Source organism: Alteraurantiacibacter palmitatis, from assembly GCF_037154115.1.
GTDB lineage: Bacteria > Pseudomonadota > Alphaproteobacteria > Sphingomonadales > Sphingomonadaceae > Alteraurantiacibacter > Alteraurantiacibacter palmitatis.
The window spans coordinates 169,735-192,776 of the sequence record NZ_JBANRO010000005.1 but is presented as its reverse complement, the minus strand read 5'-3'; the positions used below and the strand labels follow the sequence as shown (position 1 = coordinate 192,776).

Here is a 23,042-nt window from a genome sequence, read left to right as displayed (position 1 = left end):
TCAGGCCGCAGGGGGCGGGGCGAGCAGTTTCTGCCCGGCCTGCTGGATCGTGCCTTCGACAATCGGCTTGATGAAGCTCAAGGCCAACGGCAGATCCATTACGAACACCACCTGATCTTCGCCAATCTCGATCCGGCCATTGAGCGGCTGGCCCATCGCCGTGATCGTCAGGCCCATTGTGTCCTCGTCGAGCCATTCGCTCGTCACCTGCGCCATGCCGCCGGGAATGGCATCGGCAATCTGGTTGCCCGAACCGGACAGGCGGCGGCGCACTTCCTCGCGGCCGAGAGTGTGGGGGATGGCGACTTCCATTATTTTCTCTCCGCGAATTGCGTGTCGGCCGGTTGCAGGTCGGGCAGGGGCACGCCGGCATCGCTGCCCGTTCCATACCGGTAATCGAGATAGCGGGTGCGCACGGCCAGTTCATCCAGCGACCCTTCGGCCAATTGCCGCGTCACCTGATCAATCTCGTGCGCAATCTTGGTGAGGCTGTCCACCAATTGCCCATCGGGCGTGGAGCCGGCGCGCGCCTCGCCGCGCAGATGCGCGGGGATGCGGCGGTAGGCCTCAATCGTTTCGGGCAGGATTTCGCCCACCAGCTTGCGCGTTTCGGCGGCGGCAGGATGGCCGGGATCGACATGGGCAAGCTGCGCGCCCAGTGCGTCCAGCCGCGTGCCGATGTTCTCCACCAGCCTTGACGCGGGCGCGGGCAAGGCCGCGCGCTGGCCTTCCAGCCACAATTCGGTGCGCGCCACCAGCGCGCGGGCATCCTGCGTGCGGGCAAGTTCGGCGCGGGTGGGAACCTTTACCTTGGGAAAATTGCCAAAGATCAGCACGGCGGCCGCCATGGCCAGCACGGTCACCATCACGCCGACAAAGCCGATACCATCGACGATCAGCCCGACAACGCCCGATGCGACGATGATCGCAGCCAGCGAAGCGGCGATCAATTTCAGCCGCGTGGCAAGGTTGGATTTGCGCAGCCGCCGCGAACCTTCACCAATGGCCGGGCCGGATAACCGGTACCGTCCGCCCGCCCGGTTGTCGCGCAGCAGGTCTTGCGCATCGGCCAGCAGCCGCTCGCTTTGCCGGGTCAGGTCGTCTGCCATCAGCCCTCAAGGCTCAGCAGCGAAGGCGCAGATGCGGCCTGCGATGCTTTGGCCTGCCCTTCGGCCCGCGCGATATAGCCCTTGGACTTCTCCACCTCGTCGGTGAGCACATTGACCGTCTGTTTCATGGATTCCAGCGCGCGCAGCTTGAAGCTGTCCACCTCGTCCATGGTGTCATAGATGTTCTGGAACGCGCGTTGCAGCGTTTCGAGCGGGATGGTGCTGGATGCCGCCTGTTCGTGAATCTGTGCGGTGTTTTCGCGCAGCAGCTTGCCGGTGGAATCGATGATGTTGGCGGTGGTGGTGTTCAGCGCGGTGATCTGGCCCAGCACCAGCTTCTGATTGGTCATCGCCTGCGCCACGGTGACGGCAGTGCGCAGCGCGCCCACCGTGGTGGTGCTGGCGCGGTCCACGCCCTTTACCAGTTCGACATTGTTCTTCTTGACGAGGTCGAGCGCCAGATAGCCCTGCACGCTGACCGCCATCTGCGTGAGCAGATCCTGCGTCCTCTGGCGGACATAGAACAGCGCGGTTTCGCGGATCGCGCGCGCCTTTTCCGGATCGGTCGCGTCCAGATCGGCGGCGGTTTCCTCCAGCTTGGTGTCGAGCGCGCGGGCGATGTGGATCATCTGTTCCAGATTGCCCATCGCTTCCCACAGCTTGGCCCGCTCCACATCGATGGCGGCGTTGTCCATCAGCAGTTCGTCCTTGCCGCTGGACAGGCGGGCGAGGATCGCCTGGATGTGGCCCTGCGCGGAGGTGTAGCTGTCGAAATAGTTCTTCAGGCTGTTGCCGAAGGGGATGATGCCGAACAGCTTGCGCCCGGTCATCTTGCCTGCGCGGCCGGGGTCGAGTTCTTCCACCGTGCGCCGCAGTTCGGCCAAGTCTGCACCCACGCCGCTGTCCTTGTCCATCGCGCGCACCGGCCGGTCGAGGAAGCGGTTGGACATACCGGCGGCGGCCATGATTTCCTTGCGGCCCATATTGGTGATCTGGTCGACCTTCTGCCCGAAATCGGGTGATTTGGCATCCAGCGCCACCAGTTCGGCAACAAAGCCGTCCACCTTTTCATCCAGCTTGGAGCGCTTCTCGTCCGCCAACGGCACCAGCCCCACAGCTTTTTCGGGCGCGACAGCGGGCACCGGATCGGGCGGGGTGAGTTTCAGTTCGGTTGCGGTTGTCGTCTCGTTGCTTGATGCCATGGCCCTTGATCCTTCGCCCCGCTCGTTGCCTGCGAACTGTATTAGGCAGGCAAGACACGCTTTTCAAGCATTCACACAGGCAAAGCAGACCCCTAGGGTTCGGTAAGGAAACGGAGAGATGGCGGTGAACGACAATGGGGCCCCTGCGGCCAGGCGGATGGGTTTTGGCCGGGTCATCGGCAGTTTCCGCGCCTGGTGGCGGCGCGAAGTGGTGGCTACGGTCGATCAGGCAGGGCTGGTTGAATTGCGGCGCGAGGAAGCCGATGTGTCCGCCCGGTTCCTGTTCATGGCCACCATGTCGGCCGGGATCGCCATTCTGGGCCTGTTGCTCGGTTCGCCCGCCGTCATCATCGGGGCAATGTTGATCGCGCCGCTGATGGGGCCGATCATCGGCCTGGGCTTTGCGGCGGCATCGGGCGATTATGTCTGGCTGCGCAAATGCGCCAAGGCGGTGGCTGTGGGCACGCTGCTCGCAGTGGCGTTCACCGCGCTGATCGTGTTCCTGTCGCCGTTGCAGAATGTGACATCCGAGATTGCTGCGCGCACGCGGCCCAATCTGTTCGATCTGCTGGTGGCGCTGTTTTCGGGGCTTGCCGGGGCCTATGCGCTGATCCGGGGCAGGGCGGGCGCGGTGGTGGGCGTGGCGATTGCCACCGCCCTGATGCCCCCGCTCGCCGTGGTGGGATTTGGTCTGGCAACGTGGAACTGGCCGGTGTTTTCGGGCGCGCTGCTGCTGTTCGTGACCAATCTGGTGACCATTGCCCTCTCGGCTGCGGTCATGGCGCGGCTCTATGGATTTGATGCCCGGCTTTCGAGCAAGCACACGCGGTTTCAGGATGTGCTGCTGCTGGTAGTGTTTCTGGCGCTGGCGGTGCCGCTGGGCATCGCGCTGCGCCAGATCGCGTGGGAGGCGCAGGCGACGCGGGCGATCAACAACGCGGTGATGCTGCCCTTTTCAAACAGCGCGCGCCTGTCGCAGGTGGATATCAATTTCGCGGCCGACCCGGTGCAGGTGACCGCCACCGTGCTCACCCCCGAACTGGCGCCAGAGGCGGAATTGCAGGCTGAACGCTTCCTGCGCCGACAATTGAGCCGCGAATTCAGCGTGGCGCTGACGCAATACCAGGTCGGCACCGGAGCCAGCGCCGCGGAGGAGGCCGGCCTTGCCGCCGCCCGCGCACGGGAAGAGGCGAACCGCCGCGCCGAGGATATTGCCGCGCGGCTGGCCGTCATTGGCGGGGTGGAGCCATCCGATGTGCTGGTGGACCGGCAGAACCGCCGGGCGCAGGTTCGCGTCACCGCTCTGCCCGGCGCCAGCCTTGCCACCTACCGCGAACTGGAGGCGCGCCTGATCGCCGCCGACAGCGCCTGGCGGATCGAGCTTGTCCCGCCGCAACTGCCGCTTCCCAGCGTGGCCTTTGCCGATGGCGAGCCCACCGAAGCGGGCGAGCAGGCGCTTGCCCTGATTCGCTGGGCGGCACGGCGGCGCGGCGATGCGCTGGTGCTGCGCGGCCCGCAGGATCAGGCCGATGCCGTGGCCGAACAATTGCGCCAGACCGGCGTTGCCGATGTGGCGGTGGAGGCCGGCCCCGCCCCGCTCGCGGCGAGCTGGACGCTGGCCCGCACCGCGCAATAAGGGGGAACGCGATGATTGCCCAATCGCCTGAAATCACCGTGCTGGGACTGGGGTGCCTGCTGCTGCTGGCCCATATTCTGCTGGGCGCGCATTACAAGACGAGGCAATTCGGCGTGAATTGGAACATGGGCGCGCGCGACGAAAGCCTGCCCCCGCTTGATCCCGTGGCCGGTCGGCTGGAACGGGCAAAGGCCAATATCCTCGAAACCTTCCCCATCGCCATTGTGGCGCTGCTGGGGGTGGCGGTGACGGGCAAGGGCACCGACACGACCGCGATTGCGGCCTGGGTCTGGCTGGGCGCGCGGGTAGTCTATCTGCCGCTTTATTGGGCGGGGGTGCCCAAGCTGCGCACCCCGGTATGGGCAGTGTCGCTGGGCGCGCTTCTGGTGCTGCTGGGCGTGCTGATCGGGGGCTGACCCTCACCCCCGAATCGCACAGAACCTCACGCCGCGACCGGATAGGGGGCGATCTCGCCTGCCAGATACATCTTGCGCGCCTTGGCCCGGCTGAGCTTGCCCGACGAAGTGCGCGGCAAAGTGCGCGGCGGCACCAGTTCGACCACGCAGTTCATGCCGGTGATGGCGCGCACGCGGTCGCGGATCTCGTTGCGCAGCTTTACCCGCTCATCCGGGTCGGACACGCGGCAATGCACCAGCACCGCCGGCGCTTCCTCGCCGCTCTCGGTCTCGATTGCGAAAGCGGCGATGTCGCCGTGGTTGAAGCCGGGCAATTGTTCCACCGCCCATTCGATATCCTGCGGCCAGTGGTTCTTGCCGTTGATGATGATCATGTCCTTGGCGCGGCCGACGATGAACAGATAGCCGTCCTCGTTGACATAGCCCATGTCGCCCGTGTCCAGCCATCCATCGACCAGACAATCGGCCGTGGCTTCGGGATTTCGGAAATAGGAATGCATGACCGATTGGCCGCGGCACCAGACCTTGCCGATCTGGTGATGCCCCTTGGCCTGCCCGTCCTCGCCGCGGATTTCCACGTCCATATCGGGCAATGGCTTGCCGCAATTGACGATGGCGCGGTAGCGGGCCGGGCGCGAAAGGTCGCGCGGCGCGCCCGACAGGCGTTCTTCCTCGACCAGTTCCACCCGGATCCCTTCGCCCGGCGGCATCACCGTGACCGCCAGCGTCGCTTCGGCGAGGCCATAGCTGGGGGTAAAGGCGCTGGCCTTGAAACCCGCGGGCGCAAAGGCGTTGACGAAGCTTTGCATCACATCGGGGCGGATCATGTCCGCTCCATTGCCCGCCAGCCGCCAGCGCGACAGGTCGAACCGCTCGGCCACATTGCTCTGGCTGGAAATGCGCCGCGCGCAGATGTCGTAACCGAAAGTGGGCGAATAGGAGAGCGAATAGCCCTTGTTGCGGCTGATGAGGTCAAGCCAGGCGAGCGGGCGACGCGCGAAATGTTCGGTCTTGAGGTAATCGACGCTCACCTGGTTGGCCACCAGTGACAGGAAGCAGCCGACCAGCCCCATGTCGTGATACCAGGGCAACCAGCTGATCCCGCGGTCGCCATCACCGATATTCATGCTGGCCGCATGACCATACAGATTGTGCAGCAAGGCCCGGTGCGTCACCGCCACCCCTTGCGGGAACCGGGTCGAGCCGCTGGAATATTGCAGATAGCAGATATCATCCGGCTGCGCGGTGGGCAGGTCCACCGGCGGAGCGGGGCGGGCGGCAAAGCTGGCCCAGTCCACGCCCTGGCAACCCTGCCGATCCGCTGCCGCCTGCGCCATTTCGGCAATTTCGGGCGGATAGATCAGCATCTTGGGGTCGGCGCTGGAAAGCTGGACGCCCAATTGCTCGATATAGCTGTCCTTGCCGCCGAATGTGGTGGGCAAAGGCAGCGGCACCGGCCAGGCGCCCGCCAGCGTGCAGGCGCAGAACAGCGCGGCGAAATCCGGCCCCGTCTCGGCAATCAGCGCCACGCGGTCGCCCTTCGCAATTCCCGCGTCGATCAGGCGATACGCCATGTTCACCGCATCGGCGCGCATTTCGGAATAGGGATAGACCCGCTCCAGTTCGCCGCGCATATCGTGGAAGTTCATGCCCTTCGCGCTGCGCGCGGCATAATCGATGGCCTCGTTGAAAGTCGCAAAGTCCGAGCGGATGCGCGGCAGCGGGCAATCATTGGGCGTGGGTATCAGCATGGTCATGAAGTCAGGGTAACCCTTGTTCCGAGCGCTCTTGCGGCGCTTCCCCTCCTTGCAACAACGGATCGGGAATCCCCCCGGACCCGCGACAAACTTTTCCATTTGTCAGGAAGTGTGGCACGAATAAGGCCAATGGGCACCTATAAACAAGAGTGTAAGCAGACGAAGCGGGCAAAAAGACCGCTGGATCCCGCGCGGCTGCGTGATCTGGCGCTGTCCTATGTTGCCCGCTACGCCACTTCGGGCGCACGGCTTGAACGCTACCTGAAGCGGAAAATCCGCGAACAGGGCTGGGCGGACGAAGGGCCAGCACCCGATGTGGCGGCGCTGGTAGAGCGCTATGCGCAGCTTGGCTATATCGACGATGCCGGCTTTGCGAAGGGCAGGCAGGACAGCCTGCTGCGGCGCGGATACGGCGCGCGGCGCGTGGCCGAAGTGCTGGGGCAGGACGGGATAGCTGCCGAACTCCGCGATGCCCTGCGGCCCGACGAATCGCACTTGCGTGCGGCCGCGCTGGCGATGGCGCGCAAACGCCGCTTCGGCCCTTATTCCGCCGAGCCGCCCGACCGCGAACGGCGCGAAAAGCAAGTGGCGGCGATGCTGCGCGCCGGGCACAGCCTCGACTTTGCACGCGAAATGGTGAATGCACCCAGCGTTGAGGCGGCCGAGGAATGGGCGCGCGAACAGGAAGATACAGACGATGGCAATTAGAGGTCGTGCCCTTTTGCGGATGCTGCTGGTTCCCGCAGCCGTGGCGCTGGCGGCGTGCTCTACCCAGGCGGCCCCCGATACGGCCGGAACCGCGCCCGCGCAGGCGGAGGGGCGGCACCCGGTTTCGGGGCTGGAAGTCACCGATCTTACCGTGACAAGTGGCGGGCAGGTGCACCGTTTCCGCGTGGAAGTGGCTGCCACGCCGCAGGATCAGGCGCGCGGGCTGATGTTCCGCACCGCCATGGGTGCGGATGAAGGCATGATCTTTCCGCTGGCGCAGGTGCGCATGGCAAGTTTCTGGATGCGCAACACGGTGATTCCGCTCGACATCATTTTCATCGGGCCGGACAACCGCATCCTCAACATTGCCGCCATGACCACGCCCTATTCCGAGGAACCGATTCCCTCGATCGCGCCGGCCAAGGCGGTGCTGGAACTCAATGGCGGGCGGGCAGAGCAGCTGGGCATCGCGCCCGGCGACCTGGTGGAATGGTAAGGCCGTCGGCGCGCTTGCCCAAAAGCTTGCGCATCAGGGGCAAAAGCTTGTAACGGCGCGGGCATGGGATTCCTCGGAAAAATCTTCACCTGGTGGGACGGCGCCACCATCGGCACGCTCTGGTATTCGCTGAAGAACGGCGAACAGGTCGGCACGGATTTCGCGGGCAACCGCTATTTCCGCACCCGCCGCCTGAAGGACGGCGCGCGCGAAAGGCGCTGGGTCATCTATAACGGCCCCAACGACGCCAGCCGCGTTCCCGCGGAATGGCACGGCTGGCTGCACGGTTCGTATGACGAACTGCCCGAAAGCCATCTGCCGCCGCCGCGCATCTGGGAAGCGGAATTCACCCCCAATGCCACCGGCACACCCGCAGCCTATCGCCCGGCCGGCGCGCTGGAACGCGGTGGGCAGCGCGCCCGTGCCACCGGCGACTACGAAGCCTGGACCCCCGACGCGTGAGGGCGCCGCGCCTCGTGATCGGGGCGGCGTGGCTGGCGGCCACGGCGGTTCTGGCGGCCTGTTCTTCCGGCGCGCCCGAACCCCAGGCCGAAGAAACCGAGATTCCGGACGAGATCGCCCAGGCGCCTTTGCCGGCGATTGAGGGTGAGGACAGCCTTGGCACGCCGTTGGCCGAACGCGTGGCGACCATTGGCCTTATCAACAAGCGCAACAATATCAGCCGCGATATCGAGCTGAAACCGGGCGAGGCGCGCCGGGTGGACGATGTGATCATCCGGCTTGCCAGTTGCGAGCGCACGCCGCCGTGGGAAAATCCGCCGCTGACCGGCGCTTTCGTGCAGGTGGTGGTGCAGGAACGCGCCGAGGCCGGGGCGGATCTGCAATGGCGGCGCGTGTTTTCCGGCTGGCTTTACAAGGAAGCCCCAGCGGTCAACGTGGTCGAACACCCGGTCTACGATGTCTGGGTGAAGGACTGCGCGATGCGCTTTCCGGGAGAGGAAGAACCGGTGGCGCGTCCAACCGGATCGTCGGCGGCACCTGCGGCACCCGCCGCCGCACCATCGCCTGCCGCCAACCCCGAAGCAGCGGCGCCTGCCTCCGCCGCAGCGGATACCTGATCGCCTGCGGCGTCTCCCGCCGCCTGCGAAATCCAGCGCCACGCACCCGGCAGATCGGCGGCAAAGCCATCGCGGCAGGCATCTTCCACCAACGCCAGATATTCCGCCCGCTCAACCTCCACCGCGCCCAGCGATGCGAGGTGATCGGTCATGAACTGGCAATCGAGCACGCGGAAGCCGGCATGGCGCATCAGCGCGACAAGCCAGACCAGCGCCACCTTGGAGGCATTGTCCGCACGGCTGAACATACTTTCGCCGCAGAACACCCGGCCAAAGGCCACGCCATACAGCCCGCCCACCAGCGCGCCATTGTTCCAACATTCGATCGAATGGGCATGGCCGGATGCGTGCAGCGCGATATAGCTCGCCTCGATCCGGCGGCTGATCCAGGTTTCGGGATGATCGGGGCGCGGTGCGGCGCAGGCGCGAATCACGCCCGCGAAATCGGCATCGCAGGTGACGTGGAACCGGTTCTGCCGCACGACTTTCAGCAGCGAACGCGAAGGTTGGAACCGGTCGAGCGGAAAGATCGCCCGGCGGCGCGGTTCGACCCAGAAGACATCGGGATCCTCGCGCGAATCGGCCATGGGGAAAACACCTGCCCGGTATGCCCGCAGCAACAGCTCTTCGGGCAGAATCGCGGAAACGGGAGCGTGCATCGTCACGCATCTAGCATATCGGATCAGCTGTCGTCGCTTGCCATAAGCAGCAAGGCGTATTAGGGGCGCGTCACCCGTGCAGGGGTGTAGCTCAGCTGGTAGAGCATCGGTCTCCAAAACCGAGGGTCGTAGGTTCGAATCCTATCGCCCCTGCCAATTTTCCGCTTTTAGGCCCAATCCGGCCCGTCCTCTCGCCGAGGACAGGGCCGAGAGGGGCCGCCAGGGTGCATCAGGTTCCCGTCAGTACTGGTCTGGCTCTTCCGGCGTGTCGCGCAGGTGATCGGGGCCGGCCTTGCGCTCGCCACGGGCGAGGGCGAAGATCACGCCCGACAGCAGCGCCAGCGCGACCAGGTTGGGCAGTGCCATCGCCGCATTGGCAATGTCGCCCAGTCGCCAGACCAGATCCAGCTCCTGCACTGCGCCGACATAGATCACCACGCACCACAGCACCCGCCAGGCCAGGTGCAGCCACTTCTCGCCCGCGCGGGTGGAGCCGGGCACCCGGTCATACATGAAGGTGATCGCCCGTTCCCCGTAATAGGACCAGGTGAGCAGGGTGGTGAACACGAACAGGATCAGCGCCAGGCTGGCCACCAGCGTGCCGATGGGAATGCCTGCCAGCGTTACCGGGAAAGCGGCGGCAAAGGCCCCGCTGGTCATGGCAAAACCGTTCAGGTCGGATTGCCAGGCGTGCAGCACCGGCTGGCCCTGATGGGTGAAATTGCCTTCCACCGTCAGGATCACCAGCGCGGTCATGGTGCAGATCACGATGGTGTCGATGAAAGTGCCCAGCATCGCCATGCGGCCCTGCTGTTCGGGATCGTCGGTCTGCGCGACGGCGTGCGCAATGGGGGTGGAGCCTTGCCCCGCCTCGTTCGAGAACAGGCCGCGCGCCACGCCCGCGCGGATTGCCATGATCACGGCAGCACCCAGAAAGCCGCCGCTGGCCGCCTGCGGATTGAACGCGCCGTCGAAAATGCGGCCGAATGCCTCGGGGATGTCCTGAAAATCCAGGACGATCGCGATGATCGCCATGATGATATAGGCCGCCGCCATGAACGGCACGACCTTTTCCGCCACATTGCCGATCGAGCGGATGCCGCCCAGGATCACGACAAGCACCAGCACGGCGGTTATCAGGCCACCCAGCCAATCTTCCATGCCGAAGAGTTCGTTCATCCCGTCCGCCATGGCGTTGGCCTGAATCGAATTGCCGGTGACGAGCGCGGAAAACAGCGTGCCGATGCAGAACACGATGGCCAGCCACGTCCATTTGGGGCCAAGGCCCATCATGATGTAGCTCATTGGCCCGCCGCGCCATGCGCCGTCGCTGGTCCTTTCGCGGTAACGGATTGCCAGCGCGCCTTCACCAAAGGCCAGCGCCATGCCGATCAGCGCGGTGATCCACATCCAGAAGATCGCGCCCGGCCCACCCAGCGTGATCGCGGTGGCAACCCCTGCCAGATTGCCGGTGCCCACTTGGCCGGAAAGCGCGGTGGACAAAGCGGCAAAGGGGCTGATCTCGCCCGCGCCCTGCCCCTTGCGGCCCTTGAACAGCCCGGCAAAGGCCGCGCCCAATTTGACGACGGGGTAAAAGCGCAGGCCCACCATCATCCACAGGCCCACGCCCAAAAGGACGATCACCATGGGTGGGAAGGGGATGACTTCGACCCCGTTCCACATCCCGGCCCAGATGAAATCCGATACGTTGGTGATGTGATCCACCAGGCGCATCGCCTGAACTTCCACTGCGCCGTCCGCTGCCATGTTTGCCAAGTGGCATTCCCCCGATGGTATGTAACCCCTAAGGCGCGCAAGGCTATATTGCCGCGCACCCGCTGACCAGCCCCGATGTTGCAATTGCAGGCGGCCCGCTTGGCAGCGCATGAACGGGTGTCTTGCCATTCGTGACCCATCGCCCTAAATAGCCGCTCGCCTCCCGACATCGGAGCATCACTGCCCCTCCCGGCCACTTGGGCCGGGGCGGCGATGATCCTATGGCAAAAGGCGATTGCAGGATCGGCCGCGTGCGTGGCCGGATGGACAGGAAAAGGCGATTACCCGATGGCCGAAGACAGCAAGACCACCGCCAAGGCTCCCCGCACATCGCCGAGCGAGTTCTTCAAGCAGGTGAAGTCGGAAACCGGCAAGGTCGTATGGCCCACCCGCGAAGAAACGGTGCGCACCGCCATCTTCGTCTTTATCCTGATGATTATCCTGTCGCTGTTTTTCCTCGGCGTCGATACGGTGTTCAGCGCGGTTGTGCGCTGGCTGCTGTCGCTTGCCTGATACGTTAACTTTGCTGCGCTAACCCCAACACGAAAGAGATATCGATGGCCCGCTGGTACATCATCCACGCCTATTCCGGTTTCGAGAACAAGGTGCGCGATTCGATCCTGGCCGAAGCCGAACGGCTGGGCCTGTCCGACGGCGTGGAAGCGGTGGAAGTGCCCACCGAAACCGTGACCGAGGTAAAGCGCGGCAAGAAGGTGCAGGTCGAACGCAAGTTCATGCCCGGCTATGTGCTGGCCAAGCTGAACCTGACCGACGATGTTTATCACCTGGTCAAGAACACGCCCAAGGTTACGGGCTTTCTGGGATCGGGCAGCAAGCCGCAGCCCATCTCCGAAAAGGAAGCCGCCCGCTATTTCGGCGGCGTTGCCGAGGCGCAGGCCGCACCCAAGCACGAAGTGCATATCGATTACGAGATCGGCGACAGCGTCAAGGTGAATGCCGGCCCGTTTGCGAGCTTCAACGGCGTGGTCGAAGAACTCGATTTCGAGAAGCAGAAGGTCAAGGTCGCCGTGTCGATCTTCGGCCGTGCCACCCCGGTGGAACTGGGCTTCGACGAGGTCGAGCTGGTCAAGTAAGCGGCGCGGTTCGGGCTGGCCGGCGCTTCAGCGCAGGCTGTGCATGGTGATCCGCAGCCACACCGGATCGGCGCCGAAATTGAAGCCATAGTCGATCTGGTCGCCGTTCCAGCGGCGGGTCATTACCCATTCGCCGTTTACAAAGGTGCCTTCCTGCGCCTCCACCAATTCGTGCCTTTCGCCGCCTTGCGCATCGGCGAGGGACAGGCGCAGGCGGACGTGGCGGCCGCTGACCAGAAAGACATCGTCCGCCAGTTGCGCCGCCACCAGCCCGCCTTCGGGCTGATCGGCCAGCGGGTGCGGATCGGTGGCGATCCAGGTCCAGTCATCCTCGCCAAAGGCCCAGCTGCCGAATTGCGCGGTCAGCCGCCAGCGCCCCATCACCGCGCTTTGCGTCGCCCGGCTGTTGCCGCGCGCCACGCCCCAGATGGGCCTGTCCGCCGCAATGCGTGCCCATTCCGGCCCGGCAGCGGCGAACAGGCGGAACGGCGCGGCAAAGGCCTCCAGCGTCGACTCATCCAGCACCTTGGCCCCCAGCGGGTAATTCGAATAGCCGGTATCATCCATGCCAAAGGGCGAAAACAGCACCGCGCCCCGGCCCATGGCAGGCCAGATGAAGCGGGCATATTCCGCCGAATTGCCGATTTCCGTCACCATCAGCGGGCCGGTCTCGGCATAGCGATCAAGGAAGCGGTGCACCGCAGCTGCATCGCGGGTGTAAATATCCGGGCCAATTCCCGCGAGTGACGGCGCGGCCACGCGCCAGATGGGCAGCGCGTTCCAGTTCGGCCCCCCTGATGGCCCGACCTCGCCATGCTCATCGGTAAAGGCATTGCCAAGAGCGGCGTTGACGATCATCGGCAGCGCGAGCTCGGCCTGCCCGGCGCGGGCAACATGGTCGATATAGCGGGCAATGTGCCAGCTCATGAAGAACTGCTCCGCGCGGGCACCGAATGCTTCGGGCCAGGGCACGGCGGGAATATCCATCGCGCGGGCCAGATCATCCGGAATGGGCGCGGCGAACAATGCCTCGGCCTGCGGCGAATGGTCGCGCGCCAGCCCCCAGCTGCCGGCCTCGTTCTGCACCTGCACCATGATGACGCGTCGGGTGGCATCGTGCACAGCCAGATGGCGCATCAGCTGCGCAAAGGCGCGGGCATCGGCCTGCATCGTGGCCTCGCCATGCGGGCTGAGGACTTCATGCACGCGCCCATCGGCATGGCGCATCCGGGGGAAACGCTGGGGATCGCGTTTGACCCAGGCGGGAACATAGGCGGGGCTGGTGTTCTTCCAGGTGCCATACCACAGCAGGATCAGCCGCTTGTCATGCTCCTGCGCCTCCTCCAGCAGCGTGTCGACAAAGCTGAAATCGAAGCGCCCCTCCAGCGGCTCGATCTGTTCCCACGCCACTGGCATCATCAGCGTATTGGCGCTCACCCGGTCCACCACCGGCCAGACGCGGCCCAGCATGGCGGGATAGTTGGAGGAATTGTTCGCCTGCACCGCCAGCGCGGTAAATGGCTGCCCGTCCACCACCAGCAACGGACGCAGGGAGCCGGCCTCGATCCGGGGCAGGGGCGTGTCGGCCTGCGCGGGCTGTGCCATCGCCAGCATTGACGCCAGCAGCAGCGCGGCGATCTGTCTCACGGTTACGCCCATTGCCTGACCCCATTTCAATCACTTGTGCGCCACCATGCCTTGAGCGCGGCCCGTTGCAAAGCCTGCCGGGACAGGCTTTTCCGACTCCGCGCTTGCTTTTTGCCGCTGCGCGGCTATGTGCGCGCCTTCCCTGACAGGGGAATCCGTGCGGGAGGGCTGCGTGCAGCCCGCTATCACCGCTTACCATGCGGGGTGGCTGGAAACAGTGCCCCGGCAGTGAGAAGAAGGAGTTGGCCCCATGGCCAAGAAGATTGAAGGTTACATCAACCTGCAGGTGCCCGCGGGCTCTGCGACCCCTTCGCCGCCGATCGGCCCGGCCCTGGGCCAGCGCGGCGTGAACATCATGGAATTCTGCAAGGCGTTCAACGCGGCCACCGGCGACCTGGAAAAGGGTATGCCGATCCCGGTGAAGATCACCGTGTATGGCGACCGTTCGTTCACCTTCATCACCAAGACCCCGCCCGCCAGCTTCCTGCTCAAGAAGGCTGCTGGCCTGAAGAGCGGCTCGAAGGAGCCGGGTAAGGCTGTCGCGGGGAAGGTGACCAAGAGCCAGGTGCGCGAAATCGCCCAGACCAAGTTTGCCGACCTGAATGCGAACGATATCGACCAGGCCATGAAGATCATCGAAGGCTCTGCCCGTTCGATGGGCCTCGACGTGGTGGAGGGTTAAGGACATGGCAAAGCTGACGAAGAAGGCCAAGGTTCTGGCCAGCATCGACCGCGAAAAGCTGTATTCGGTGGACGAGGCGCTCGCGCTGCTGCGGACCCACGCCGCCAAGTTCGACGAAACCGTCGAAGTGGCGATGAATCTGGGCGTTGACCCGCGTCACGCCGACCAGATGGTGCGCGGCATGGTGTCGCTGCCTTCGGGTACCGGCAAGGATGTCCGCGTGGCCGTGTTTGCCCGTGGTGACAACGCCGAAAAGGCGCTGGCTGCCGGTGCCGACAAGGTGGGTGCCGAAGACCTGATGGAAGATATGCAGGCCGGCAATCTCGATTACGACCGCGTGATTGCCACCCCCGACATGATGGGTGTGGTGGGTCGCCTCGGCAAGGTGCTGGGCCCCAAGGGCCTGATGCCGAACCCCAAGCTGGGCACGGTCACCCCCAACGTGGCGCAGGCCGTGAAGGACGCCAAGGGCGGCCAGGTCGAGTTCCGCGTGGAAAAGATGGGCATCATCCATTCGGGCATTGGCAAGCTGAGCTTCGCGGATGACGCGCTGAAGGCAAACTTCAAGGCACTGACCAGCGCCGTGGTGAAGGCCAAGCCGGCAGGCGCCAAGGGCAAGTATGTGAAGAAGGTGTCGATCACCTCCTCCATGGGCCCGGGCCTGAAGCTTGACCTCGCCGAGGTCGAAGGCGCGTAAGGCACCTTTTTCCTGCAAGCGACAAACGGGGCCGGGGGAGCGATCCACCGGCCCCTTTTGCGTCCTAGCGCAGGTTTTCAGCGGTGTAGCATTCCACCACTGCGCTGATGGCGCGCCCATCGGGCAGGCGCAGCACGGCGCTGTGCGACAGAACGGTTCCGGCCGGGCAATCGGGCGCGCGTCCGCGCTGCGCCGTGCCGCGTTCGCGCCGGAAGCCGAGCGGGGCGACGACAGCGCCAAACGGCGTGGTCGTGTGTTCCAGTGTGCGGTTCATGTCCGCTGTCAGTCGCGCGGGCACATACCAGTTTTCCGCCCGGCTCAGCACTGTGTCCCCGCATACCAGCGCCACCTGGCGATAAGCGACAGCTTCATCCGGCGATACCCCCAGGGCGGCGCGGATGGCGGGGCTTGCAGGCCTGCTGCCACCTGTCAGCACGGCGCGGATGGTGGGCGGATCGGCAAGCCCGCGCGCCGCGCACCATTGGCCAAGCGCTGCGGTGGCGCTGTCCTGCGCCGCCAGCGCAGCCTCGAATGTGGCCAGCCGCTGCGGCGCCAGCGTGGCGCAGCCTGCCAGCAGCAGCGGCAGGAAAAGGGCGCCGACCCGGATCAGATCCCGCCGCGCGTAAACGCGAAGCCGCGTGCCGCCAGCCCCGCGCACAGCGCATCCATGCACGCGGCCAGCTTGTCCGCTTCGGTCGATCGCACCACGAAATTGGCGCCCGTGCGCCCTTCGCGGAAGAAGGGATAGGAGCCGATCTGGCAGTCGGGATGCGCCTTTTCGGTCTGGCGCAGCAGGTCGGCCACTTCGCTTTCCTTGATCCAGCCGCCCACCGTTTCGGAAAGCAGCGGTGCGCCGCCTTCCAGCGTTCCGGTGAGCGCGGCGAGCATCTGCGCGGTGATGCTGGGCACGCCAGCCATCATGTAGATATTGCCGTGGCGGATGCCCGGCGCGCCCGACATCGCGTTGGGGATGAGGCCCGATCCTTCAGGCGCGCGCGCCATGCGCAGCCGCGCCTCGGTCAGCCCGCCTTCCTTGTCCTTGTAATAATCGGCGAGGATCGCGTGCGCTTCAGGGTGCAGCACAACCGGCACGCCCAATGCCTGCGCCACCGCGTCCACGGTGATATCGTCATGCGTGGGGCCGATGCCGCCAGTGGTGAACAGGTAATCATATTTGGTGCGCAGCGCGTTCACCGCCTCGGCAATCGCGTCCATATCGTCGGCCACCACGCGCACCTCGGTCAGGCGGATGCCCTGCACCTGCAACCAGCTGGCGATCTGGGCGATGTTCTTGTCATGTGTGCGGCCGGACAGGATTTCGTCCCCGATAACCAGCAGCGCGGCGCGGTAGATGCGTTTGGATGTCATGGGCCGATGCGTTAAGGCAATTCAGATTTCTCTGCCACTGGACTTTGGCCCGCCACGAGGAAAGCCAGCACGCCGTCATCCACCGGGCGGGTGCGGTAATCGGCAAGGTCAGCCAGATAATCCATGTTGAGCCGCCAGGGCAGCGCCGCTTCGCTGCGCGGCATGAGCGAGGCGGCGCGCGCCAGATAGCCGGAGGAAAAGCCGAATGTGGGATCGACGGCTTTTTCCGGCGCATCATCTGTGCGCAACGGCACCGCCACATCCGCGCCGCGGCGCGCCATCTCTGCCAGCACGCGGGTGACGTAGGCGGCGGTCATATCCGCACGCAGCGTCCAGCTGGCGTTGAGATAGCCGAACACCACGGCAAGGTTGGGAAGATTGGAAAACATCGCGTTGCGGTAAAACCAGCGCTTTGACCAATCGACCGGCGCGCCATCCAGCGAGACGGCGATCTTGCCGCCGATAGCCAGCGTGAGGCCGGTGGCGGTCACCAGAATGTCAGCGGCAATATGCGTGCCATCGGTGAGCCGCACGCCATCGGCTTGCACCTTGGCAATCACGCCGGTTGCCATGCCTGCGCGCCCTTCGCGAATGGCGCGGAAGAGGTCGCCGTCGGGTACGAGGCACAACCGCTGTTCCCACGGGGGATAAGGCGGCAGGAAATGTCTGGGGTCATAGGCAGCGCCCAAGGCCCGCTTCAGCCGCCGGGTGAGCAAAGCGGCGACCTGATCCGGCCGCTGGCGCGCCCTGTTGTAGATCAGCACATGAAGCCGCGTATTGATCCAGCGGGTTAGGCGATAGGCGGTTTTCTCCGGCAGCACCCGGCGCAAGGCCCGCGCCAGCCGGTCGATCGAAGGCTGCGCCACCATCCAGCTTGGCGTGCGTTGCAGCATGGTGACCTGCGCGGCCCGCTCCGCCAGCGCGGGGACCAGCGTCACGGCGGTGGCGCCCGATCCGATAACGACGACACGCTTTCCGCCCCAATCCAGATCGGGCGGCCAGAATTGCGGATGCACAACCGGCCCGGCGAAGTTTTCCAGCCCCGGAATATCGGCCTGATAGGGGCGCTCGTAATCGTAATAGCCCGCCGCGAGATAGAGGAAGCGCGCCCGCTCCACCCGCTCGCCTGCCGCATCGGCCAGCGTGACGTGCCACAGCGCCTCAGCTTCGCGCCAATCCGCCGCCAGCACGCGCGTGCCATAGGAAATGTGCGGGGCGAGGCTGTGCTCTGCAATCACCGCATCCAGATAGGCGAGGATGTCCGCCCCCGCGGCAATCGCCTTGTCCCCGCGCCACGGGGCAAAGGCAAAGCCCAGCGTATGCATATCGCTGTCCGACCGCACGCCGGGATAGCGGAACAGATCCCATGTCCCGCCCGCCCGCGCGCGTGCCTCCGCAATGGCAAAGCGGCGATCGGGGCAATGCCGTTGCAGATGCACTGCCATCGACAGGCCGGAAATGCCGGCCCCCACGATCAGCACATCGACAGGTTTGCTCATGCATCGGGATTGCCAGCACGCGCGCGCCGTGTCACCTCCCTTGCCGATGACGATCATTGCCGCCCGCCGCTATCGTGATGGCCATGTGCTGCTGGACGACGCGCTGGCGGCCGCAAGCCCCGCGCGGCCCGGCGAATTCGACTGGATCGGGCTGGTCGAACCCGGCATCGAGGAAATGGCTTCGCTTGCCGATCGCTATGGCCTGCATCCGCTGGCGGTGGAGGATGCGCTCACCCCCCGTCACCCGCCCAAGGCCGAAGCCTATGGAAGCCAGCTTTTCGTGATCGCTCGCACCGCCGCTCAGGACAAGAATGACGCCCTGTCCTATGGGCAGACGGCGATCTTTCTGGGGGATGGCTTCATCATCACCGTGCGGCTGGGCAGTCCGCGTGCCCACACCGATTTGCGCAGCCAATTGGAAATCCTGCCCGAACGGCTGGCCGAAGGGCCGGATTTCGTGCTGCACGCTCTGCTCGATTTCATTGTCGATGGCTATGATCCGCTGCTTGACACGCTGGAGCGCACTGCCGAGGCGATGGAGGACAGGGCGGTGGAGGCCTTCCCGCAAGCGGCGGATATCCGCCGCATCTTCCGCCTGCGCCGGATCCTGCGCCGGCTGGAAGTTACCGCCGGCCGCATGGAGGAGATGGTCGGCAAGCTGGCGCAGAGCGAGCTTCCCGCAATCGACGCGCGCGCGCGCCCCTATTTCCGCGATGTCTACGATCACGCGCGCCGTACAGTGAGCCGGGTGCGCGGCCTGCTCGATGCGCTGGGCAATGTGCTGGAAGTGGCGAGCCTGCTGGAACAGAGCCGGCAGGGCGCCATCACGCGGCAACTGGCTGCCTGGGCGGCGATCCTGGCGGTGCCGACCGCGATTGCCGGGATTTACGGCATGAACTTTGAATTCATGCCCGAACTGACCTGGCGCCACGGCTATTTCATCGTGCTGGGCGTGATCGGCGCAATCTGTGCGCTGCTGTTCTGGCGGTTCCGCCGGATCGGCTGGCTCTAGGGCAGGGCGGGGCGACCCTTGCGGCCGCCCCGCACCCTTCAGCCGCCGAACATGGAGCGCGAGGGCGCATCCTCGTAATCGGCGGCGGGCCTGTTATCGCCCGTTTGCAGCGCCTTTGCCGCCTGAACGGTATTGGCCATCAGGCAGGCAATCGTCATCGGGCCGACGCCGCCGGGAACGGGGGTTATGGCGCCTGCGTGCTGGCAGTTGTCGAAATCGACATCGCCCAGCAATTGCTCCTTGCCGGTCGCCTCATCCATGACGCGGGTGATGCCCACATCGATCACGACCGCGCCGGGCTTCACCCAATCGCCCTTGACGAGGCGCGGCGCGCCTGCCGCTGCCACGATGATATCGGCCTTGCGGCAGATATCGGGCAGGCCATGCGTGTAGATATGCGTTACCGTGACAGTGCATTCGGCATCGAGCAGCAGGTTTGCCACCGGCTTGCCCACGATATTGGACTTGCCGATCACCACTGCGTCCTTGCCCTTGAAATCGTCGATCACGCTTTGCAGCAGGATCATGACGCCCAGCGGCGTGCAGGGCACAATGCCGCCGGTGCCGGTGGACAGACGGCCGACATTGACGGGGTGGAAGCCGTCCACATCCTTGTCCGGGCTGATCGAGCGCAGCACCAGCCGCGTGTCGATATGCTTGGGCAGTGGCACCTGGCACAGAATGCCGTGCACGGTCGGATCGTTGTTGAGCTCGTGCACCAGCGCCAGCAGATCTTCCTGGCTGGTATCGGCCGGCAGGCGGCGTTCGATGCTGGTGATGCCGACTTTCTGACAGGCCTTGATCTTGCGACGGACATAGACCTGGCTGGCCCCGTCATCGCCCACCAGAATGACCGCCAGACCGGGACGCTGCATCCCGGCGGCGATCATCGCGTCCACCTCAGCCTTGCTCTTTTCATCCAGACGGTTCGCCACCGCCTTGCCATCAATGATCTGTGCCATAAGTGCGCGGCGCCTTATCAGGAATGCTTGGCGTGGTAAGCGTTAATCCACTCCGCCGATGCGGTCAGCGCGCCGAAGGGGTAAAGGTGCAGACGCACGCGGCCATGTTCCGCGCCCAGCTTCTTGTCGAGGCTGGACACCAGCTTGTCCGGGCCGGCGCTGCCAATCAGGTTGGTCAGGCTGATGCCGTACTTCTTCATCACGCTGGCACTGGCGCCCACGCCGCAACGCTTGGCAAAGCCCAGCAGGCGCTTGATCCCGGCGGGGCCAGGGACGCCAAGGCGCACCGGCACATCGATGCCGCGGGCGCGCATTTCAGCCAGCCAGGCGACGATGGCGTCATCGTCAAACGCGAACTGGGTGACGACCAGCGGCACCATGCCGTGCGCGCGGACAGCGGCGATCTTGCGCTCCATCCAGTCCCACAGTTCGGCAGGGGTGTTGTTCGGATGCCCTTCCGGATGCCCACCAACGCCCACGATCTCGATGCCGTGCTTTTCGAGCAGGCCGGTCTCGATGATCTGGAGCGAGGTGGAATAGGGGCCTTCGGGTTCCGGCGGGTCGCCCGCGATGATGAAGACGCGCTTCACGCCCGCCTTCTGGGTGATTTCGCCCAGATACCAGTCGAGCTGTTCCTCGCTCTCGATGCGGCGGGCGGACAGGTGGACGATGGGTTCAAAACCCAGTTCGCGCACCAGCACAGCGGCTTCCACGCGCTGTTCCAGCGTTTCGCCGGGCAGGAATGTAACGGCCACCTGGGTGCCGGGACGGATCAGCGGGGCCGCTTCCTTCAGGCCCTCGATCTCCTTCGCCGTCATCTCCAGCGAATAGCCGTCCACCATGTTTTCCGGCGACTTTTCCCAGTTGGGGTGGATTGCTGCATAGGACATCGACGCTTCTCCTCTTCCACAGGCCGCGCGGGCCGCTCCTAGCCGCCGCACGCCTCATCACAAAGCCCCTAGCGCAGGGTGCTTTATTCGTATAGACGAAATTTTCATAAGAGCGAACAGGCGAGAGTCCCTTTTCATCCATGCTGCTGTTTTTGCCAGGCCTGATCTGCGATGCGCGCATCTATGCCGCGCAGACGCTCGCCTTTGGCGCAGCGCACGCGGTGGATTCCTACGGCACGCCGGATGCGCCGGCCGATTCGCTGCCCGCGATGGCGCGAATCGCGCTGGCAGAAGCGGACCGGCTGGGCGCCGACCGATTCGATCTGTTTGGCCATTCGATGGGCGGGCGCGTGGCGCTGGAAGTCTATCGCCTTGCGCCGCAGCGCGTGCGCCGCCTGGCGCTGGTGTCCACCGGCATTCATCCTGTTGGCGCGAACGAACCCGCCAGCCGGGCCGCCTTGCAGGCGGTGGGCCATGAACGGGGCTTTCCCGCTCTTGTCGATCACTGGCTGCCGCCGATGGTGGCAGAGGCGAACCGCGCCAATCCGGCCATTTACGGTCCGATGCGCGAAATGTGCCTGTCCATGGGCCAGACCGTGTTCGACGCGCAGATCAAGGCGCTGGTGAACCGGCCCGACGTCGAAACGCTCGTTTCCCAGATCGCCTGCCCGGTGCTGGTGATGACGGGCGAGCAGGACGGCTGGGCAAGCCCCGCACAGCACGCCGAGATTGCCGGGCGCATACCACATTCCGAACTCGTCATCGTTCCGGGGGCTGGCCACATGATCATGGCCGAAGCCCCCGAAGCGGTGAACGATGCCATCACCCGCTGGCTCGACAGGCCGGCACCCTGATCAACCCGCACCCTTCCGAGGAGAGGAGCATACCATGAGTGAAACCCTTCAGCAGAAGCTGGACGCCCAGGCCAATATTGTGGACTTCCTGCGCAACCAGCAGGTTGGCCCCAACGTCTATCCGGGCGTGCCGGCCGAATATTCCAACTGGCGCAACGAACAGCGCGCCTGGGCCAAGAGCGCGGTGCTCTTCAACCAGTCCTACCACATGGTGGAACTCTATGTGCGCGGGCCCGAAGCCATGGCGCTGCTGGAATACACCGCCATCAACAGCTTCAAGAACTTCACCGTGAACAAGGCCAAGCAGTATGTGCCCGTCACGCCCGATGGCTATGTGATCGGCGACGTGATCCTGTTCTATCTGGCGGAAGAAGAATTCAGCCTGGTTGGCCGTGCGCCGGCGATCGAGTGGGTGGAATTCCACGCCCAGTATCCCAAGCCCGATGGCAGCAAGTGGAATGTGACCGTGGAGCGTGACGAGCGCACCGCGATGCGCACCGATGGCGTGCGCAAGAACTACCGCTTCCAGCTTCAGGGGCCGAACGCCATGAAGATCCTGTCGAAGGCGATGGGTCAGGACGCGCCCGACCTCAAGTTCTTCAACATGGCCCATATCGACATCAGCGGCAAGGACGTGATCGCGCTGCGCCACGGCATGGCGGGCCAGCCGGGTTACGAACTGTTCGGCCCCTGGGCCGATTACGCCACCGTGCATGGCGCGCTGGTGGAAGCAGGCAAGGAATACGGTCTGGAGCTGGTCGGCGGCCGCGCCTATTCGTCCAACACGCTGGAATCGGGCTGGCTGCCTTCGCCGCTGCCCGCCTTCTACACCGGCGACAGCCAGATGATGAAGGATTTCCGCAGCTGGGCATCGGGCAAGTCCTATGCCGGTATGTGCTCGATCGGCGGCTCCTATGTCCCCGACAGCATCGAAGGCTACTACCTGACCCCGTGGGACATCGGTTACGGCCACATCGTGAAGTTCGACCACGATTTCGTGGGCCGCGAAGCGCTGGAAAAAATGAAGGACCAGAAGCACAAGCAGAAGGTCACGCTGGCGCTGGACAACGAAGATATGCTGCGCGTCCTCTCCTCGCTCTTTGCGTCGGGTGAGCGCGCCAAGTATTTCGAATTCCCCAGCGCGGTTTACGCCATGCACCCGTTTGACGAAGTGCGCACCGTGGACGGCAAGTTCATCGGCGTGTCGACCTGGGTCGGCTATTCCTCGAACGAAGGCAAGATGCTGACCCTCGCCATGATCGATCCGGACGAGGTCGAAATGGGCAAGGAAGTGAAGCTGGTGTGGGGCGAGCCGAACGGCGGCACTTCCAAGCCGACTGTCGAGCCGCACGTGCAGACCGAAATCAAGGCCGTGATCAGCCCCGTTCCCTATTCGAACGTGGCCCGCACCGCCTATGCCGAAAGCTGGCGCACCACAGGCGTTGGCGCCAACCGCTAAGCGCGCAACCTTTCCGGGGAGAGACGGAGAGAGGAGGGGC

General features: G+C 64.9%; 24 protein-coding genes, 1 tRNA gene and 1 pseudogene. 14 read left to right on the top strand and 12 right to left on the bottom strand.

The features are described from left to right. Genes WFP44_RS07745 through WFP44_RS07735 form a run of 3 tightly spaced genes read right to left on the bottom strand, consistent with a single transcriptional unit; the run spans position 1 to position 2,311 of the window. Positions 1-312, bottom strand: a complete 312-nt coding sequence (locus tag WFP44_RS07745; protein WP_336925861.1) for a polyhydroxyalkanoic acid system family protein — start codon at positions 310-312, stop codon at positions 1-3. Beyond that, the gene (locus WFP44_RS07740) at positions 312-1,109 is read right to left on the bottom strand and encodes a hypothetical protein (protein ID WP_336925859.1); all 798 of its coding nucleotides are present in this window, start codon (positions 1,107-1,109) and stop codon (positions 312-314) included. The genes WFP44_RS07745 and WFP44_RS07740 overlap by 1 nt, the downstream gene beginning before the upstream one ends. Continuing rightward, the gene (locus WFP44_RS07735; protein WP_336925858.1) at positions 1,109-2,311 is read right to left on the bottom strand and encodes a toxic anion resistance protein; all 1,203 of its coding nucleotides are present in this window, start codon (positions 2,309-2,311) and stop codon (positions 1,109-1,111) included. Before WFP44_RS07735 ends, WFP44_RS07740 begins: the two co-directional genes overlap by 1 nt. A gap of 118 nt (positions 2,312-2,429) precedes the next feature. Here WFP44_RS07735 and WFP44_RS07730 point away from each other — a divergent pair, with 118 nt between their 5' ends. Both WFP44_RS07730 and WFP44_RS07725 read left to right on the top strand, forming a co-directional pair. Then, complete coding sequence (locus WFP44_RS07730) at positions 2,430-3,947, top strand: DUF389 domain-containing protein (RefSeq protein ID WP_336925857.1); 1,518 nt, start codon at positions 2,430-2,432, stop codon at positions 3,945-3,947. Between the two features lie 11 nt (positions 3,948-3,958). Beyond that, positions 3,959-4,363: an MAPEG family protein gene (locus WFP44_RS07725; RefSeq protein ID WP_336925856.1), complete on the top strand. Its 405-nt coding sequence runs from the start codon at positions 3,959-3,961 to the stop codon at positions 4,361-4,363. A gap of 26 nt (positions 4,364-4,389) precedes the next feature. On the opposite strand, the gene WFP44_RS07720 is transcribed toward WFP44_RS07725, so the two are convergent. Further along, positions 4,390-6,120 carry a fatty acyl-AMP ligase gene (locus WFP44_RS07720; protein WP_336925855.1) on the bottom strand — a complete coding sequence of 577 codons (1,731 nt, stop codon included), beginning with the start codon at positions 6,118-6,120 and terminating at the stop codon, positions 4,390-4,392. A gap of 129 nt (positions 6,121-6,249) precedes the next feature. On the opposite strand from WFP44_RS07720, the gene WFP44_RS07715 reads away from it, so the two are divergent. From WFP44_RS07715 to WFP44_RS07700, 4 genes are all read left to right on the top strand, one after another. Continuing rightward, on the top strand, positions 6,250-6,828 hold the full coding sequence (locus WFP44_RS07715) for a regulatory protein RecX (protein ID WP_336925854.1): 579 nt from the start codon (positions 6,250-6,252) through the stop codon (positions 6,826-6,828). Then, the gene (locus tag WFP44_RS07710) at positions 6,818-7,324 is read left to right on the top strand and encodes a DUF192 domain-containing protein (RefSeq protein ID WP_336925853.1); all 507 of its coding nucleotides are present in this window, start codon (positions 6,818-6,820) and stop codon (positions 7,322-7,324) included. Before WFP44_RS07715 ends, WFP44_RS07710 begins: the two co-directional genes overlap by 11 nt. A 63-nt stretch (positions 7,325-7,387) precedes the next feature. Then, positions 7,388-7,786 carry an NADH:ubiquinone oxidoreductase subunit NDUFA12 gene (locus WFP44_RS07705; protein ID WP_336925852.1) on the top strand — a complete coding sequence of 133 codons (399 nt, stop codon included), beginning with the start codon at positions 7,388-7,390 and terminating at the stop codon, positions 7,784-7,786. Then, the gene (locus WFP44_RS07700; protein ID WP_336925851.1) at positions 7,783-8,403 is read left to right on the top strand and encodes a DUF2155 domain-containing protein; all 621 of its coding nucleotides are present in this window, start codon (positions 7,783-7,785) and stop codon (positions 8,401-8,403) included. The genes WFP44_RS07705 and WFP44_RS07700 overlap by 4 nt, the downstream gene beginning before the upstream one ends. Positions 8,404-8,492: 89 nt before the next feature. On the opposite strand, the pseudogene aat reads toward WFP44_RS07700, so the two are convergent. Further along, a pseudogene (gene aat / locus WFP44_RS07695) lies at positions 8,493-9,062 on the bottom strand (leucyl/phenylalanyl-tRNA--protein transferase); the annotation flags it as partial. A gap of 80 nt (positions 9,063-9,142) precedes the next feature. Here aat and WFP44_RS07690 point away from each other — a divergent pair. Further along, positions 9,143-9,218: transfer RNA gene (locus WFP44_RS07690), tRNA-Trp, on the top strand. Positions 9,219-9,302: 84 nt separating this feature from the next. Here the strand turns inward: WFP44_RS07690 and WFP44_RS07685 are convergent. Next, positions 9,303-10,829 (bottom strand): alanine/glycine:cation symporter family protein, encoded by a 1,527-nt coding sequence (locus WFP44_RS07685; RefSeq protein ID WP_336925959.1) that lies wholly within the window; start codon positions 10,827-10,829, stop codon positions 9,303-9,305. 297 nt (positions 10,830-11,126) lie between these two features. Here WFP44_RS07685 and secE point away from each other — a divergent pair, with 297 nt between their 5' ends. Together secE and nusG are read left to right on the top strand one after the other, a co-directional pair. After that, the gene (secE, locus tag WFP44_RS07680; protein ID WP_336925958.1) at positions 11,127-11,351 is read left to right on the top strand and encodes a preprotein translocase subunit SecE; all 225 of its coding nucleotides are present in this window, start codon (positions 11,127-11,129) and stop codon (positions 11,349-11,351) included. Between the two features lie 44 nt (positions 11,352-11,395). Further along, the gene (nusG, locus tag WFP44_RS07675) at positions 11,396-11,932 is read left to right on the top strand and encodes a transcription termination/antitermination protein NusG (RefSeq protein WP_336925849.1); all 537 of its coding nucleotides are present in this window, start codon (positions 11,396-11,398) and stop codon (positions 11,930-11,932) included. A gap of 27 nt (positions 11,933-11,959) precedes the next feature. Here the strand turns inward: nusG and WFP44_RS07670 are convergent, their stop codons facing one another. Then, positions 11,960-13,579, bottom strand: a complete 1,620-nt coding sequence (locus tag WFP44_RS07670; RefSeq protein WP_336925847.1) for a DUF5597 domain-containing protein — start codon at positions 13,577-13,579, stop codon at positions 11,960-11,962. 250 nt (positions 13,580-13,829) lie between these two features. On the opposite strand from WFP44_RS07670, the gene rplK reads away from it, so the two are divergent. Both rplK and rplA read left to right on the top strand, forming a co-directional pair. After that, positions 13,830-14,261, top strand: coding sequence for a 50S ribosomal protein L11 (rplK, locus tag WFP44_RS07665; protein WP_336925845.1), 432 nt, complete (start codon positions 13,830-13,832; stop codon positions 14,259-14,261). Between the two features lie 4 nt (positions 14,262-14,265). Further along, entirely contained in the window at positions 14,266-14,958 is a 693-nt protein-coding gene (gene rplA, locus WFP44_RS07660; RefSeq protein ID WP_336925843.1) for a 50S ribosomal protein L1, read from the top strand. A gap of 64 nt (positions 14,959-15,022) precedes the next feature. On the opposite strand, the gene WFP44_RS07655 is transcribed toward rplA, so the two are convergent. From WFP44_RS07655 to WFP44_RS07645, 3 genes are read right to left on the bottom strand one after another with little or no spacing between them, the layout of a single operon-like run. Then, positions 15,023-15,616 (bottom strand): hypothetical protein, encoded by a 594-nt coding sequence (locus WFP44_RS07655; protein ID WP_336925842.1) that lies wholly within the window; start codon positions 15,614-15,616, stop codon positions 15,023-15,025. Continuing rightward, positions 15,565-16,326: a competence/damage-inducible protein A gene (locus tag WFP44_RS07650; protein ID WP_336925841.1), complete on the bottom strand. Its 762-nt coding sequence runs from the start codon at positions 16,324-16,326 to the stop codon at positions 15,565-15,567. Before WFP44_RS07650 ends, WFP44_RS07655 begins: the two co-directional genes overlap by 52 nt. Positions 16,327-16,337: 11 nt before the next feature. Continuing rightward, entirely contained in the window at positions 16,338-17,825 is a 1,488-nt protein-coding gene (locus WFP44_RS07645) for a flavin-containing monooxygenase (RefSeq protein ID WP_336925840.1), read from the bottom strand. A 46-nt stretch (positions 17,826-17,871) separates the two neighbouring features. On the opposite strand from WFP44_RS07645, the gene WFP44_RS07640 reads away from it, so the two are divergent. After that, entirely contained in the window at positions 17,872-18,837 is a 966-nt protein-coding gene (locus WFP44_RS07640) for a magnesium and cobalt transport protein CorA (RefSeq protein ID WP_336925839.1), read from the top strand. Positions 18,838-18,875: 38 nt separating this feature from the next. On the opposite strand, the gene folD is transcribed toward WFP44_RS07640, so the two are convergent. Beyond that, positions 18,876-19,799: a bifunctional methylenetetrahydrofolate dehydrogenase/methenyltetrahydrofolate cyclohydrolase FolD gene (folD, locus tag WFP44_RS07635; RefSeq protein WP_336925838.1), complete on the bottom strand. Its 924-nt coding sequence runs from the start codon at positions 19,797-19,799 to the stop codon at positions 18,876-18,878. A 17-nt stretch (positions 19,800-19,816) separates the two neighbouring features. Next, complete coding sequence (locus tag WFP44_RS07630) at positions 19,817-20,689, bottom strand: methylenetetrahydrofolate reductase (RefSeq protein ID WP_336925837.1); 873 nt, start codon at positions 20,687-20,689, stop codon at positions 19,817-19,819. Positions 20,690-20,829: 140 nt separating this feature from the next. Here WFP44_RS07630 and WFP44_RS07625 point away from each other — a divergent pair, with 140 nt between their 5' ends. After that, positions 20,830-21,543: an alpha/beta fold hydrolase gene (locus WFP44_RS07625; RefSeq protein ID WP_336925836.1), complete on the top strand. Its 714-nt coding sequence runs from the start codon at positions 20,830-20,832 to the stop codon at positions 21,541-21,543. 34 nt (positions 21,544-21,577) lie between these two features. Beyond that, positions 21,578-23,002, top strand: coding sequence for a syringate O-demethylase (gene desA / locus WFP44_RS07620; protein WP_336925835.1), 1,425 nt, complete (start codon positions 21,578-21,580; stop codon positions 23,000-23,002). The last annotated feature ends 40 nt before the right edge of the window (positions 23,003-23,042 follow it).

Bases quoted from the DNA above. Each gene is read 5' to 3' on its own strand.
- WFP44_RS07745 (WP_336925861.1), bottom strand. From the start codon at position 312: ATGGAAGTCGCCATCCCCCACACTCTCGGCCGCGAGGAAGTGCGCCGC.
- WFP44_RS07740 (WP_336925859.1), bottom strand. From the start codon at position 1,109: ATGGCAGACGACCTGACCCGGCAAAGCGAGCGGCTGCTGGCCGATGCG.
- WFP44_RS07735 (WP_336925858.1), bottom strand. From the start codon at position 2,311: ATGGCATCAAGCAACGAGACGACAACCGCAACCGAACTGAAACTCACC.
- WFP44_RS07730 (WP_336925857.1), top strand. From the start codon at position 2,430: ATGGCGGTGAACGACAATGGGGCCCCTGCGGCCAGGCGGATGGGTTTT.
- WFP44_RS07725 (WP_336925856.1), top strand. From the start codon at position 3,959: ATGATTGCCCAATCGCCTGAAATCACCGTGCTGGGACTGGGGTGCCTG.
- WFP44_RS07720 (WP_336925855.1), bottom strand. From the start codon at position 6,120: ATGACCATGCTGATACCCACGCCCAATGATTGCCCGCTGCCGCGCATC.
- WFP44_RS07715 (WP_336925854.1), top strand. From the start codon at position 6,250: ATGGGCACCTATAAACAAGAGTGTAAGCAGACGAAGCGGGCAAAAAGA.
- WFP44_RS07710 (WP_336925853.1), top strand. From the start codon at position 6,818: ATGGCAATTAGAGGTCGTGCCCTTTTGCGGATGCTGCTGGTTCCCGCA.
- WFP44_RS07705 (WP_336925852.1), top strand. From the start codon at position 7,388: ATGGGATTCCTCGGAAAAATCTTCACCTGGTGGGACGGCGCCACCATC.
- WFP44_RS07685 (WP_336925959.1), bottom strand. From the start codon at position 10,829: ATGGCAGCGGACGGCGCAGTGGAAGTTCAGGCGATGCGCCTGGTGGAT.
- secE (WP_336925958.1), top strand. From the start codon at position 11,127: ATGGCCGAAGACAGCAAGACCACCGCCAAGGCTCCCCGCACATCGCCG.
- nusG (WP_336925849.1), top strand. From the start codon at position 11,396: ATGGCCCGCTGGTACATCATCCACGCCTATTCCGGTTTCGAGAACAAG.
- rplK (WP_336925845.1), top strand. From the start codon at position 13,830: ATGGCCAAGAAGATTGAAGGTTACATCAACCTGCAGGTGCCCGCGGGC.
- rplA (WP_336925843.1), top strand. From the start codon at position 14,266: ATGGCAAAGCTGACGAAGAAGGCCAAGGTTCTGGCCAGCATCGACCGC.
- WFP44_RS07650 (WP_336925841.1), bottom strand. From the start codon at position 16,326: ATGACATCCAAACGCATCTACCGCGCCGCGCTGCTGGTTATCGGGGAC.
- WFP44_RS07645 (WP_336925840.1), bottom strand. From the start codon at position 17,825: ATGAGCAAACCTGTCGATGTGCTGATCGTGGGGGCCGGCATTTCCGGC.
- WFP44_RS07640 (WP_336925839.1), top strand. From the start codon at position 17,872: ATGACGATCATTGCCGCCCGCCGCTATCGTGATGGCCATGTGCTGCTG.
- folD (WP_336925838.1), bottom strand. From the start codon at position 19,799: ATGGCACAGATCATTGATGGCAAGGCGGTGGCGAACCGTCTGGATGAA.
- WFP44_RS07630 (WP_336925837.1), bottom strand. From the start codon at position 20,689: ATGTCCTATGCAGCAATCCACCCCAACTGGGAAAAGTCGCCGGAAAAC.
- WFP44_RS07625 (WP_336925836.1), top strand. From the start codon at position 20,830: ATGCTGCTGTTTTTGCCAGGCCTGATCTGCGATGCGCGCATCTATGCC.
- desA (WP_336925835.1), top strand. From the start codon at position 21,578: ATGAGTGAAACCCTTCAGCAGAAGCTGGACGCCCAGGCCAATATTGTG.